Origin of the sequence: Acinetobacter sp. NIPH 284, from assembly GCF_000369425.1 — a bacterium.
Lineage (GTDB): Bacteria > Pseudomonadota > Gammaproteobacteria > Pseudomonadales > Moraxellaceae > Acinetobacter.
The window spans coordinates 1,688,167-1,702,167 of the sequence record NZ_KB850011.1 but is presented as its reverse complement, the minus strand read 5'-3'; the positions used below and the strand labels follow the sequence as shown (position 1 = coordinate 1,702,167).

At 39.5% G+C, this 14,001-nt stretch carries 14 protein-coding genes; 9 read left to right on the top strand and 5 right to left on the bottom strand.

The features are described 5' to 3' along the window. The first annotated feature begins 532 nt into the window (after nucleotides 1-532). Together F908_RS13960 and F908_RS13955 are read left to right on the top strand one after the other, a co-directional pair. Nucleotides 533-1,345 carry a TorF family putative porin gene (locus tag F908_RS13960; protein WP_004674244.1) on the top strand — a complete coding sequence of 271 codons (813 nt, stop codon included), beginning with the start codon at nucleotides 533-535 and terminating at the stop codon, nucleotides 1,343-1,345. 335 nt (nucleotides 1,346-1,680) lie between these two features. Continuing rightward, nucleotides 1,681-2,469 (top strand): TorF family putative porin, encoded by a 789-nt coding sequence (locus F908_RS13955; protein ID WP_005163188.1) that lies wholly within the window; start codon nucleotides 1,681-1,683, stop codon nucleotides 2,467-2,469. A 51-nt stretch (nucleotides 2,470-2,520) separates the two neighbouring features. Here the strand turns inward: F908_RS13955 and F908_RS13950 are convergent, their stop codons facing one another. Then, entirely contained in the window at nucleotides 2,521-4,008 is a 1,488-nt protein-coding gene (locus F908_RS13950) for a YifB family Mg chelatase-like AAA ATPase (protein WP_034602819.1), read from the bottom strand. A 68-nt stretch (nucleotides 4,009-4,076) separates the two neighbouring features. Next, complete coding sequence (locus tag F908_RS13945; protein WP_004659447.1) at nucleotides 4,077-4,304, bottom strand: accessory factor UbiK family protein; 228 nt, start codon at nucleotides 4,302-4,304, stop codon at nucleotides 4,077-4,079. Nucleotides 4,305-4,579: 275 nt separating this feature from the next. On the opposite strand from F908_RS13945, the gene glnK reads away from it, so the two are divergent. The 7 genes from glnK to F908_RS13910 all read left to right on the top strand — a co-directional run bounded on the left by glnK (nucleotide 4,580) and on the right by F908_RS13910 (nucleotide 11,382). Beyond that, complete coding sequence (gene glnK / locus F908_RS13940; protein WP_000780326.1) at nucleotides 4,580-4,918, top strand: P-II family nitrogen regulator; 339 nt, start codon at nucleotides 4,580-4,582, stop codon at nucleotides 4,916-4,918. 67 nt (nucleotides 4,919-4,985) lie between these two features. Next, nucleotides 4,986-6,398, top strand: a complete 1,413-nt coding sequence (locus F908_RS13935) for an ammonium transporter (protein WP_005163184.1) — start codon at nucleotides 4,986-4,988, stop codon at nucleotides 6,396-6,398. 126 nt (nucleotides 6,399-6,524) lie between these two features. After that, a complete protein-coding gene (nrdR, locus tag F908_RS13930; RefSeq protein ID WP_004659444.1) occupies nucleotides 6,525-6,989 on the top strand; it encodes a transcriptional regulator NrdR in 465 nt (154 codons plus the stop codon). A gap of 12 nt (nucleotides 6,990-7,001) precedes the next feature. After that, nucleotides 7,002-8,102 (top strand): bifunctional diaminohydroxyphosphoribosylaminopyrimidine deaminase/5-amino-6-(5-phosphoribosylamino)uracil reductase RibD, encoded by a 1,101-nt coding sequence (gene ribD / locus F908_RS13925; RefSeq protein ID WP_005163181.1) that lies wholly within the window; start codon nucleotides 7,002-7,004, stop codon nucleotides 8,100-8,102. Further along, nucleotides 8,099-9,391 carry a DNA adenine methylase gene (locus tag F908_RS13920; RefSeq protein ID WP_004659442.1) on the top strand — a complete coding sequence of 431 codons (1,293 nt, stop codon included), beginning with the start codon at nucleotides 8,099-8,101 and terminating at the stop codon, nucleotides 9,389-9,391. Before ribD ends, F908_RS13920 begins: the two co-directional genes overlap by 4 nt. A gap of 341 nt (nucleotides 9,392-9,732) precedes the next feature. Beyond that, nucleotides 9,733-10,572 (top strand): MIP/aquaporin family protein, encoded by an 840-nt coding sequence (locus F908_RS13915; RefSeq protein ID WP_005163178.1) that lies wholly within the window; start codon nucleotides 9,733-9,735, stop codon nucleotides 10,570-10,572. Nucleotides 10,573-10,722: 150 nt separating this feature from the next. Next, nucleotides 10,723-11,382, top strand: a complete 660-nt coding sequence (locus tag F908_RS13910; protein WP_004659440.1) for a riboflavin synthase — start codon at nucleotides 10,723-10,725, stop codon at nucleotides 11,380-11,382. 43 nt (nucleotides 11,383-11,425) lie between these two features. Here the strand turns inward: F908_RS13910 and F908_RS13905 are convergent, their stop codons facing one another. From F908_RS13905 to F908_RS13895, 3 genes are read right to left on the bottom strand one after another with little or no spacing between them, the layout of a single operon-like run. Next, nucleotides 11,426-12,052, bottom strand: a complete 627-nt coding sequence (locus F908_RS13905; RefSeq protein WP_005163175.1) for a cell division protein BlhA — start codon at nucleotides 12,050-12,052, stop codon at nucleotides 11,426-11,428. A gap of 35 nt (nucleotides 12,053-12,087) precedes the next feature. Beyond that, on the bottom strand, nucleotides 12,088-12,495 hold the full coding sequence (locus F908_RS13900) for a DNA polymerase III subunit chi (RefSeq protein ID WP_005163173.1): 408 nt from the start codon (nucleotides 12,493-12,495) through the stop codon (nucleotides 12,088-12,090). Nucleotides 12,496-12,498: 3 nt separating this feature from the next. Further along, the gene (locus F908_RS13895; protein ID WP_005163171.1) at nucleotides 12,499-13,947 is read right to left on the bottom strand and encodes a leucyl aminopeptidase; all 1,449 of its coding nucleotides are present in this window, start codon (nucleotides 13,945-13,947) and stop codon (nucleotides 12,499-12,501) included. Nucleotides 13,948-14,001: the final 54 nt, after the last annotated feature.

Sequence of the window (14,001 nt, the reverse complement as noted above, 5' to 3'; positions counted from 1 at the left end):
TTAATCGTAAAATATATTGATTATTTTTTGGTTAAATACATTAAAAATACGTGATTTGTTTCTGTTTTTTCTCTTTTATTTTAATGATTTATTTTTTCTTTGATCAAAAGCTATTCGACTGATTTGCAAAAAATTACATCCCGACGAATGACATTTTTCGCTGTACAAAAACACACCATTATTTTCAGGAAGATTTAAGTTTTATCTGTGCACTTTTAGGGGGCTATTTAGGCTATATCAACATATTTGATTGTTATTTAAGGAGAAAAGCACTTTTTATTAAATTGAATTGCATTATTTTTGTGCATTTTTTAGGCACAACAATGGCAGTGCTTCTTAATGGTTCAGAAAAATGAACCTTATTAAAGAAAAAATAATATTTCAGCACAGCCAAATGGCGTCGATAGCACTCTTACTGAACAGAAGCTAGATTTAGCAAGCATTTCTAAAAGTTGGCACAGCAATTGCTAATTACAAAATGATGCAACTTAAAACATAAATCAGTCGAATATCCATCATGGGGGAGATCAATATGATGAAATTTGCATGTAAAGCGATCGCGTTGAGTATTTTTGCTGTGACTTCGACTTTTGCTATGGCAGAAGATAAACCTTCATTATATGGTATTACTGCATCGGGCAATGTTTCAGCTGTAACAGATTATCGTTTTCGTGGTGTGACACAATCTTCGAATAATCCTGCGATTCAAGGTGGATTTACATTTTCACATACTTCAGGTGCGTATTTAGCACTTTGGGGTTCAAGTGTAGATTTCGGTATTCCTGGTGTTTCAACTGAAACTGACGCTACATTAGGTTTTACTAATAGTTTTGCCTTAACAGATAAAATTAAACCAACCTACGATGTAGGTGTAATTCATTATGGATATATAGGTTCTAAATCTAATGCTGTAAATGGATATAATGGTAAGAAAGGTTTAGCTTTTACAGAAGTATTTGGTAAGCTGACTTTCCCTGAAACATTATTAGCAGGTGATGCTCTAAGTGTAGGCGTGAATTATTCACCTGATTACTGGGGTAGAACTGATGATTTTTGGTATTTTAACTTAGGTTACTCAGCACCAATTGCAAGCACAGGTTTAACAGGTTTAGCATCTGTAGGGTATAATAAATTAAAAAATAAAGACGCTTTAAGTGTTGTTGCTGGTGGTCCTGGAAAAGATGATAATTATATCGACTATAAAGTTGGTGTAAATTATAACTTCTTAGGTATCCTCGCTGAAGTTGATGTTGTTGGAACAAATGTAAGTACTTCAGGTATGAGCGATAATGCTAAAAAACCTTATGATACGGGTGTTTTATTTAGTTTGACTAAAACATTCTAATTTAAAAAACATTTATAAACCTTTAAAAAGCCAGCAAATTGCTGGCTTTTTTTATTCATTCTTAGAAAAGAAAAAACGAAAATTTCATATTAAAAATAGGTGCTAATTATGTGCGCCTCTATATTTAAAGATGCATTTTATTATCACATTTTAATCCTGAGCGGTTGATTGATTAATATAAAAATATACTCAACATTTTAAAAATATATTTATAATCAATGGTTTGTATTTAATTTAAATTTAAATTGTACTTTTGGCACAGCATTTGCAAATTTCATCATGATGCAATTTAGAACATAAATCAGTTGAATATCTAAATCATGGGGGAAATCAATATGATGAAATTTGCATGCAAAGCTACAGTTCTAGCGATGGTATTTACAGCATCAACTTTAAGTTTGGCTGAAGAAACAAAGCTACCATTTCCAGGAACGATTACAGGCAATGTAAACGTAGTATCTAGTTATAATTTACGTGGTATGACAAATTCACCTGAAAGTGATACACCTGCAGTACAAGGTGGACTTGATTATACGCATGATAGTGGATTCTATTTGGGATACTGGTTTTCGACCTTAACTGCTGCATATGCAGATTTTAATACCTCACCGACAGATGTAAAAGAAGCTAAAAAGTCATTTGAAAATGATTTATATGCTGGTTATAAAGGTAAGATTACAGATGATCTTGGTTATCAAATTGGTGGTACGGTTTATTACTATTATCCAGGTTGGGAATCAACGGGATATGAAACAATTGTCGGACTGAGCTACAAAGACTTTAATATTACTGCTCAGACATTATTAAATAATGTGACTTTTGGTAATAAAGGTGACACCTATTTCTTGGCAACTTATGCATCTAAATTAGCTGGCGGATTTACAGGTAAAGCACAAGTTGCGGCTTATTATTATGGTGATGATGATGAGTATTTAGCTTACCAAGCTAAAGCAGGAGATGTCACCAAAACTGATTTTGCTTTCCGTCACGCAACTCTTGGACTGTCACATCCTTTAGGTAATACTGGTGCAACTTGGAGTCTAGACTATATCTTCGGTGGCTATACTCGTGATGAAACAAAGCAAAAAAATAAAGTTGTTTTGGGTTTAGGTTACGCTTTCTAAGAACAATAAAAACCAAAGCGACCTATAAGGTCGCTTTTTTATGGTCTGGTTTTAAGTTGAATGACCCCGATAAGACAGTGCTTCAGTCAGGTGCGAGCTTGAGATAATTTCACTTTCTGCCAAATCCGCAATGGTGCGTGCCACACGTAACACCCGATGATAGGCGCGTGCTGAGAGATTAAGTCGCTGTTGAGCCATTTCGATGATTTTGGCTGAATTTTCATCTAATTGAGCATATTGTTCTAGCAAATTTGGAGAAAGTGCCTGATTCAAACATTGTTGTCTTAACATTTGTTTATCATAAGCTTTCATCACGCGTTGCCGCACAATTGTAGAACTTTCTGTCGGACTTTGATCTTGTAGTTCTTTGGTCTGCAAAGGTGGCACATCAATATGTAAATCAATACGATCTAGTAATGGACCTGAGATACGGTTTTGATAGCGCTGAATATTTTCTGCTGAGCACTGGCAGCGGCTATCTTGGTTAAATGCGTAACCACAAGGACATGGATTCATTGCTGCAATAAATTGAAAATTCGCTGGAAATGTCATTTGTCTTGCCGCACGGGAGATGACGATCTCTTTCGACTCTAGCGGTTGTCTGAGAACCTCCAAAACTTTGCGGTCAAATTCAGGTAATTCATCTAAAAATAATACGCCTAAGTGTGCAAGTGTAATTTCGCCTGGTTTAGGTTGTGAACCGCCTCCAACTAATGCAATCGCTGACGCAGTATGGTGTGGTGCACGGAAGGGGCGTTGTCCAAAAGTATGTTGAGCATTTGCAACCGAATAAATACTTGCGACTTCTAAATTTTCTTGGGCATTGAGTGGTGGCAAAATAGAAGGTAGCCGAGAAGCCAGTAATGTTTTACCTGTACCAGGTGGACCTTTGAAAAGTAAAGAATGTCCACCCGCTGCTGCTATTTCTAGTGCACGACGAGGACGTAATTGACCTTTGACATCTGCAAGATCAAATTGATACTGAGTAGTGGTTAAATTTTCATGTTTGGGCGACGCTGATAAATAAGAAGTGCCCAAAAAGTGTGCGCATACGTCTTGCAGATGCTTGGCAGCATAAACTTCAAACTGTGGGAGTTGATTGGCTTCTTCTAGATTATTAGTAGGAACCAATAAGCGGTGTTGGGCTTGTTGGCAAGCCATCGCAATTGGCAATATTCCCGAAACAGGGCGTAAATGCCCATCGAGTGCAAGTTCACCAATAAATTCAAATCCTTCAGTACAATTTTCAGGAAGTTGACCTGAAGCAATCAAAATTCCTAGTGCGATCGGTAAATCTAGGCGGGAGCCATCTTTGGGAAGATCTGCAGGTGCTAAGTTAATCGTTAAACGTTTGGTTGGAAACAAGAAACCACTATTAATAATTGCTGATCTAACTCGATCTTTACTTTCCCTTACAGCGGCTTCTGCTAAACCTACAATGGTTAAGGAGGGGAGTCCTGAACTGATATGAACTTCAACTTCGATTTGAGGGGCATGTAAACCCAATAAACCCCTCGTGTAAATTTTTGCGAAAGACATTTTATTATTGTTCCATCATGGTGCTTTATTTTTAATCATTTTTATGGGTTGTTGCGCTAAACTAGTGCTTATTTTTGCTTCTGCACCATCTCTTCTAGTGCATTCATTTGCTGTTGCAGTGCAGCGAGGCGTTGGTTTGCCAAATTTAGCGCTATTTTCTGGCGTTCCAGCTCTTGTTTAGAGACTAAATCTAATTTTTCGACGCTTTCATTTAGCAAAGCACGTAAATTTTTTTCTAAATCTTTTTTAGGTTGGTCAACTTGTTCAAGAATGGCTTGTAAAAGAGTTTCAATCATGAAGCGCTCAATAGGTTATATGTATTTGTAGGCAAGTGTACCATTGCTTGTAGTAATCCCATAGCCCTGTTCAACGCATTGATGCCACCGGTATCTAAATTCAGTTAAACAGGAGCAAATGAAACTTATTTTCGATTGAATATCTACATCTTGACGCCCAAATAGGTTATAAAGAAAGCTCTTGCTAATGGTTTGAAAATCCCCAACCTTCAAATATTGGCATGAAAATTGAACATAAAACCTTACTGGTGAAAATAAGCCGAAGGAAAACACACATGAAGCTTGTAACTGCAATTGTAAAACCATTCAAACTCGATGATGTGCGTGAAGCACTCTCTGATATTGGTGTTCAAGGGATTACCGTAACTGAAGTAAAAGGTTTTGGTCGTCAAAAAGGTCATACTGAACTGTATCGTGGTGCAGAGTATGTCGTTGATTTTTTACCGAAAGTAAAGATTGAAATTGCGATTAGCGATGAAATGGTCGATGCGGTTATTGAATCTATCACTCGTGTCGCAAGCACTGGAAAAATTGGTGACGGTAAAATCTTTGTCACGAATTTGGAACAAGTCATCCGTATTCGTACTGGTGAAACTGGACCAGATGCTGTCTAAATTGGCACAAAGTTTGCTGAGTTAGAATTAAGAGAAATAGCTCACAAAATAAGGTTGGGGGACACGAATGAAAAAAATGCTTATGGCGCTCAGTCTATCTGGCGCACTCTTAGGTGGTTCAGCGATGGTTTGGGCAGAAGATGCTGCATCAACACCCGTTGCTGAACAAACTGTAACAGCGTCTGATACGGCGGCTGCATCAACTGTCACTGTAGCAGCAGAAGCTCCTGCTCCTGTAGAAGCTGCTCCAGCTCCTGCACCAGTTGCAAAAGTTGATACAGGCGATACAGCTTGGATTCTCGTTTCAACAGCACTGGTTCTGTTGATGACTATTCCTGGTTTGGCTCTATTCTATGGTGGTATGGTTCGTAAGAAAAACGTACTCAGCACCATGATGTTTAGCCTTTCTGCGGCAATTCTAGTCAGCTTAATTTGGGTTATCGTTGGTTATTCGCTTGCATTCTCTGGTTCAGGTGCTTATGTCGGTGACTTTGCCAAATCAATGCTAAATGGCGTAGCATTTGATGCCTTAAGCGGAACGATTCCTGAAAGCTTATTTGTAATTTTCCAAATGACGTTTGCGATCATCACTGTGGCAATTATCAGTGGTTCTATTGCTGATCGTATGAAATATTCTGCGTTCATGGCATTCATCGCAATCTGGGTCATCCTCGTTTACGCTCCAATTACTCACTGGGTTTGGGCTGCAGATGGCTGGTTATTCAAAGCAGGTGCTTTAGACTTTGCTGGTGGTACTGTTGTACATATCAACGCGGGTGTTGCTGGTTTAGTGGCTGCATACATGTTAGGTAAACGTACAGGTCTTGGTCGTGAATCTATGGCGCCACATAACCTTACTTTAACTGTAATCGGCGCGAGCTTAATTTGGGTAGGTTGGTTCGGTTTCAATGGTGGTAGCGCATTAGGTGCGGGTGCTCGTGCAAGTATGGCAATCTTGGTAACTCAAGTTGCTGCTGCCGCTGCTGCATTCTCTTGGTTACTTGTTGAACGTCTCGTTCGTGGTAAGGCTTCAGTACTTGGTGGTGCATCAGGTGCGGTTGCTGGTTTGGTTGTAATCACTCCTGCTGCTGGTTTCGTTGGTGTAGGTGGTGCATTGATCATGGGTCTGATCGGTGGCGTAGTATGTTTCTGGGGTATTACTGCACTGAAACGCTTACTTAAAGCTGATGATGCTTTGGATGCATTCGGTTTACACGCTGTTGGTGGTATCGTAGGTGCAGTACTGACAGGTATCTTCTACAGTGATGAAATCATTAAAGCTGCTAACGTTGCGCTTGCTCCAACAATCATCGAACAACTAAAAGTACAACTTGAAGGTGTACTCGCAACGATGGTATATAGCGCAGTAGTGACTTTCATTATCCTTAAAGTGATTGATCTTGTGATTGGTATCCGCGTAAGTGCTGATGATGAGCGCATGGGTCTTGACCTTAGCCAACATGGCGAGCGTATCGAATAATTCATTATTCTTTGAAGTTTAAAAAACAGCCGAATAAGGCTGTTTTTTTATGCCTTTCGTGTGCTAGTTCAGCAATTGCAGAAACTTTGCTACACTTAAGTAAAGTGAGTAAATAATCGCACCATTATGCATTGTCCATTTTGTAACGCTGCTGATAGTAAAGTCATCGACTCTCGCCTTGCGGCTGAGGGTTGTCAAATCCGTCGTCGTCGAGAATGCACGATTTGTGGTGAGCGGTTTACCACCTTTGAAAGTTATGAAATGGTGATGCCGCGAGTCATTAAATCCGATTCAAAAAGTGAACCATTTGATGAAGCAAAATTGCGCCGCTCATTGATGCATGCTTTACAGAAACGCCCAGTAACCCAAGAGCAAATTGAAACGGTTTTAAGTGATATACAATCACAAATTCGCCGTTTAGGTGAGCGAGATGTAAAGTCTAGAACAATTGGTGAGATTGTGATGCAGGCTTTATTTGCACTGGATCATGTAGCCTATGTTCGTTTTGCCTCTGTTTATCAAGATTTCCAAGATGTTGAAGCATTTCGTCGTCAGATTGAGCAAATGCAACAACGTGAAAATGAAGCATAAGTTAGAGAAATCATGTCTGAGTTCACGCAAATTCATTTATCCCAAGATCAATATTGGATGCAGCAAGCAATTGAGTTGGCTCGACTAGGGCAATATTCAACCAAGCCGAATCCTAATGTGGGTTGCGTTATTGTCAAAGATGGGCAGCTGATTGGAGAGGGCTATCACCCTAAAGCGGGCCAACCTCACGCAGAAGTTTTTGCACTTCGCCAAGCGGGCGAACATGCTAAAGGCGCGACAGCTTACGTGACTTTGGAACCATGTGCACATTATGGTAGAACTCCGCCTTGTGCAGAAGCATTGGTTAAAGCTCAGGTAAAGAAAGTCGTGGTCGCTTGTTCAGACCCAAACCCATTAGTCGCGGGAAAAGGCGTTCAAATTTTACAAGCAGCGGGTATTGAAGTTGAAACAGGAATTTGTGTAGAAACTGCAAAAACGCTCAATTTGGGCTTTTTAAAAGCGATGTCTACGGGTTCGCCGTATGTGCGTTTGAAAATTGCATCAAGTTTAGATGGACGTACTGCAATGGCCTCAGGAGAATCAAAATGGATTACTGGAGCAATCGCTAGACAAGATGTACAACATTGGCGTGCAATTTCGGGTGCTGTGATTACAGGGATTCAAACCGTTTTAGCCGATGATTGTGAGCTGAATGTACGTGCATTGGACGGTATTGAGCTAAGTACCGTGGTTCAGCCGAAGCGTATTGTATTGGATCGCCAAGGACAGTTACCACTTTCAGCGAAGATTTTGAAAAATCCTGAAACAGTGATGGTGATGACACCATTTCGTCAAGAACTTGCTGATTTAGGCGTGATACAATTGACGCCGCAATCCTTAAGTCAATTATTGCAAACTTTAACTCAGCAGTATCAAATTTATGATGTTTTGGTTGAAGCAGGCGCAACTTTATCAACGGCTTTTTTACAGCAGGGTTTAGTTGATGAAATGATCAGTTATGTTGCACCGACTTTACTTGGTCAATCTGCTCGTGCAATGTTGAATGCTGAATTGAGTACAATGGCAGAACAATTGCGTTTTGATTTAGTCGATGTAACCCAACTTGGGCAAGATATTCGCCTAAGATTGCTCCCTATCCAAGAGATGATATGAATCCAGAACCATCGGTTTATCACAAGCGTCGTCATGCAGCACGTACGACTGACGAATATCTTTTTCATCAGCTAGTACCTTATTTAGGCAATAAGCGTCGACTGCTTCATCTCATTTTGGAAGCACTTGAGATTACGGGCACACTGAATAGTAAGAAAAAGAATCCACCGATTTTTGCTGATTTCTTTGCAGGGAGTGGCGTGGTCTCACGTTTAGCACGTCAAAACGGCTATCGTGTTATTGCAAATGACTGGGAACCGTATAGCCATGCATTGAACAACGCCATTTTAGCCTGTGTTGATGCACCCGCATTTAAAGAATTAGGTGGCTATCAAAAAGCGATTGATTATCTGAATCGATTGCCAGAAGTCAAAGGCTGGGTGACACATAATCTTTGTCCACGTAATGATGATGTGTATGATCCTGCTCGTGATCGTTTGTTTTTCAAACGCCGCAATGGGATGCGTATTGATGCAATTCGTCAACAGATCGCAACTTGGCAGGCGCAAGGTGCAATCAATGATGTAGAAATGAGTGCTCTATTGGCACCACTTTTATATTCGGCAAGTTTTGTTAGTAATACCAGTGGTGTATTTAAGAGCTTTCATCAGGGTTGGGGTGGCCGAACTCAAACGGCGCTAGAACGAATCGAGTCATTAATATGGCTTACACCGAGTCGTTTCTGTGAGATTGGAGATCCCAAACGACCTGCGGCTGAAATGTGGTGTGTCGATGCACAACATTTAGCTAACCAAATGAGTGGTTTCGAAGTTGATGTTGCCTATCTTGATCCACCTTATAATCAGCATGCCTACAGTAGTAATTACCACGTTCTCAATGCCCTGACTTTATGGGATCAAGTCGATTTACCATCACCTGATACCAAAGGCTTTAAGAGTGGAATTGATCGCGCATGGCGTAAAGAGCGCCCAAGTCCTTATAACTCATCTAAGTATGCGAAAGAGGCTTATGAAAAGTTATTGGAAACGATTAATGCACGCTATATTTTGACTAGTTATTCGACTGATGGAAATATTGAGCCTAAAGATTTGCTGACTGCTAATTTAAAGCGCGGCAAAGTGACTTTGCTAACTCAAGATGTACCGCGTTATCGAGTGAGTAAACAGCGTCAATCAGAACGTGCACGTGTGCTTGAGTTTATTGTGATTACGGATACCCATGCGAAGTCTGGCCCGCCATTACGACAACTTTTAGGGCAGTTATATCATTTTGCTGAGTTGGGTGGTGTTGATACGACAGGCAATAGTACTCAGCTTGCACTTTGGTAAATTCAAGTAGACACCATCTTTGGATAAAGTGGTGTCTATTTTCTATTTTTTTCACTTTCTTGCTAATACATATAATTTTATAAAATAAATGATTGTTTTTACATGAATTGTCATTGAATTTAAATTAGTCTTTCTGAATAACTATTTGCCTTTAAATTAATTAAAAACAATTGCTTATCTATTCTTATTGTGTGGATTAATCTTTTTTATTTACAAAAAATATTTTACTATTTGGTTGAAAAACTACCATAAGAATATTGATCATTTTCGAAAATGAATATATTTTGCCGAGCTTTATTTCAGGTCATGTCTATACGCAGCACTGACCAAGAGAGGTTGTGATGAGTCGCTCGGAACCCAGCTTATTGGGGCAATGTATAGCTGAATTTTTTGCTACCGCAGTTTTTTTATCTTTTGGTATTGGTGTCGTGGCTGCGCTTAAACTTGCAGGCGCAAGTCTAGGGCTATGGGAAATCAGCCTTGTATGGGGCTTGGCTGTAGCATTAGCTGTTTATCTATCTGCAGGTATTTCTGGAGCTCATCTCAATCCTGCCGTTACGATTGCATTAGCACTGTTTGCTGGTTTCGATAAACGGAAGGTTCCTTTCTATATTATTTCTCAAGTTTCTGGTGCTGCTTTAGGCGCACTTCTGGTCTATGGGTTGTATAGCAATCTATTTATGGATTATGAGCAAACACACCATATGGTACGGGGGAGTGTAGAGAGTTTGGAGTTGGCTGGAATTTTCTCAACCTATCCACATCATTTATTGTCTATTGGACAGGCGTTTATGGTGGAAATGTTTATCACTATGTTATTACTTTGGCTCATCATGGCGATTGGGGATGATCATAATGGTTTGCCACGTGGTGCTTTAGCACCAATTTTGGTGGGATTATTAGTTGCTGTCATTGGCGCTTCTTTTGGTCCATTAACAGGCTTTGCTATGAATCCTGCACGCGATTTTGGTCCAAAAGTTGTGGCCTATTTTTCAGGCTGGGGTTCAATTGCTTTTACTGGCGGTCGTGATATTCCTTACTTTATTGTGCCTATCTTTGCACCGATTGTTGGCGCTTGCTTAGGGGTATTAGGCTATAAATTATTTTTTAGCCATTTCTTGTTAAATAATACGGTTGAGCTTAAACAGACAGCCAATAAACGTGTCTCTGAAATGCAGTAATTTAAGGTTAAAAATAATAAAAGGTGATCAATAGATCGCCTTTTTTATTGCAAGTATTTGAACTTGGAGTCCCTTGTTATCTCTAAGGCTTTGCTTTATGGTATTCGATTCACTATGGCATATATTGCATAAGATTAGGTTAGAACTCCCATGTTTACAGGCATTATTGAAAGTTTAGGTAAGGTTGAGAGCTTACAAAGTGTAGGCGGTGATGTACGTCTACGTATTCAAACTGATTTGGATATGTCTGATGTACATTTAGGTGATTCAATTGCGACGAATGGAATTTGTCTCACAGTGATCGAGTGGGGAAGCAATTGGTATGCTGCAGATGTGTCTCGTGAAAGCTTAAATCGAACGACTTTAGGTCAATGGAAAGTAGGTCAATCCGTCAATGTCGAAAAAGCAATGTTGCCAACAACACGTTTTGGTGGACATATTGTGAGTGGGCATGTCGATGGTCTTGGAGAAATTACAGTTGTTCGGCAAGACGCACGTTCATTATATTTTGAAGTAACAGCACCTGTTGAATTAGCAAAATATTTAGCTGAAAAAGGTTCTGTAACTGTCGATGGGATTAGTCTGACCATTAACCATCTACGTGGCAATATTCTGAGTTTGAATCTCATCCCTCATACTGCTGAGCGTACCAATATTGGCACATGGCAAGTCGGTACAAAAGTTAATTTAGAAGTCGATGTGCTGGCACGTTATATCGAGCGCTTATTGTTAGGTGATAAAGCAGCGGAACAAAAAACTGAGTCAAACATCAGTATGGCATTTTTGGCTGAAAACGGTTTCTTAAAATAAAAAATGAAACATAAAAAAGCCCAGTTTAAACTGGGCTTTTTTATTATTTTTCATCTGAGAACTTACTATTTTTCAGAATGTAATCAATTTCATCTTGGGCAAGTGCATGTAGTTTTGCTCGGAATACAGTTACAGCTTGTTCTATTAAGTTTTCTGCTTCTAGTTCTAAGCGAACACGCACACTTTCAAGTTCAGATAAGATTTGTTGGTCATCAATCCGAACACGTTGAGCCTGCGCATAATCAATACTTGGTTGTTCAGGATTTGGTTGATAACGTTCAGTTTGTTGTGCAATTTCTTGATCAATGTGTTGTCGAAGGGCAACAAGATTTTCCGTTTGTTGTTCGAACTGATTTAACTCATCTGCTTGCAGTTGCGCGGCATAAGCAGCTTGGGCAGCACGTTTTTCTGCTAAAGCTTTTTCCAAAGCCAATTGTTTACGAACGCGTGCTTGTTCAATTAACTCGGCTTTTAAATGTGCATAAGATTGATCAATTCGTTGTTGAGAGCGTAGCTGAGCTTTTTCTTCGAGTTGTATCCATGTTTGGATTTGTGTTTGTGGTAACAGTAGATCACAGATACGAGCTAAATCTTCCTGATAGGTCTGACGTACAGTTTCAGGCGTATTTAACCAACGTTTTTTAAAATCTTGACCTACATTTAATGCCACACGACACTCCTTATACGATGCTATGATTTACAGACTTATAATTTAAATGTGCGTGGCTCAATGCCTAAACGACGATACATCTTAAATTTCTCTCGCCCGATCTGTTTTGCAGTTTCATTATTTTCAATAATTTCGATAATGTGGCGAAAATCTTGAGTTTGTTCAAGTGCATGATTGTTAAAATTAAATACAATCCAATCATTGGATGGTGGTAATTCAGCTGAAATACACACTGGACTATTCAACTGATCAATTCCATGAGCAATAAAGCTACTTGAATCAAAACTCCATAGCTTGTTATCCAACTCATTTTGTAAATTTGAATCAACACAATACCACCAAATCTGTGGGTGCTGATTCAGAATTTTTCGGCATAAACGGCAAGCACTTTCGACTTGCCGCTCAATGCTATTTTCAAACAAATAAAAACTAACTTGTGCCATAGATTAGTTATTCGTTTCAACACGATTAGCTAAAAACTGCATAAGTAACGGTACTGGGCGTCCAGTTGCACCTTTAGCTGCACCAGATAACCATGCTGTCCCAGCCACATCAAGGTGTGCCCAGCGGTAATCACGAGTAAAACGCTCAAGGAAACATGCTGCAGTTATTGCACCACCATAAGGACCACCAATATTGGCAATATCGGCAAACGGTGAATCAAGGAGTTCTTGATATTCTTCCATCACAGGCATACGCCATACACGGTCGAGTGATTGTTCACCAGCAAGTTGTAATTCTTGTACAAGTTCATCATCTGGAGAGAATAGCCCACTGACGACTTTGCCCAGCGCAACAACACATGCACCTGTAAGTGTCGCAATATCAATCACAAGCGCAGGATTAAAACGTTTGATATAAGTGAGGGTGTCACATAGAACCAAACGACCTTCTGCATCAGTATTCAAAATTTCTACAGTTTGACCACTCATGGTCGTCACAATATCTCCAGGGCGTGTTGCATGACCTGAAGGCATATTTTCTGCTGCTGCGATCGCACCGATAACATGAATTGGGAGTTGAGCTTCGCAAAGTGCTTGCATAGTACCTAATACAGAGGCAGCACCACACATATCGAATTTCATTTCATCCATACCTAAGCCTGGCTTCAATGAAATACCGCCTGTATCAAAAGTAACGCCTTTACCGACAAGTACGATAGGTGCTTGATCAGCTTTCGCGTGATATTCAAGTGTAATAATTCTGCCTGGTCGATCAGAGCCTTTACTTACAGCAAGAAAAGCATTCATCCCTAAATCAGCCATTTGCTGTTCATTCAGAATAGTGACTTTTAATAGGTCAGGGTATTGTGCTGCAAGTGCAATCGCCTGATCTGCAAGGTATTCAGGGAAGCAAATATTTCCTGGGCGATTGCCTAAATCTCGAGCGTAATTTTGTCCAGACTGAACTGCTTGGACGAGCTTTAATTGAGCATCATCAAGTACAGTGTCATTTGCAACTAGATTAATCGTTTCTAAGATGAACTCATTTTTTTTAGATTTAAATTCATCATAGGCATAGGCTGCTTGAGTTAAACCTAAGGCAAATAGGTAATGTAAATCAGTTGGTAATGCGCTGAGATCTACAGTGATTTGTCTAAATTTATTTTGTGATGATTTGATAATCGTTTGTGCGAGTTTTGCTAATTTTGTCGCTTTCAATTCAGCACTTTTGCCTAAACCGAGTAAATGTGCATTGGCTTGTACAGCGATATTGGTAATCAGGGCAATATTTTCATTAAAACCAGCTTTGAATTGTGTGGCATTCAGAACATCTTCTAGATGATTGATTTGATAACGATTTAAGTTTTGTTGTAATTGTTCTGAATCAACCAAAATCCACAAAGATTCACTAGACGACTGTGTTGGGAATGCGGTATGAAGGGTAAATTTCATTGTTTGTATAGAACCTAAGCAGCGAAAAAGAAAGATAAGTCCATTAAACACTTT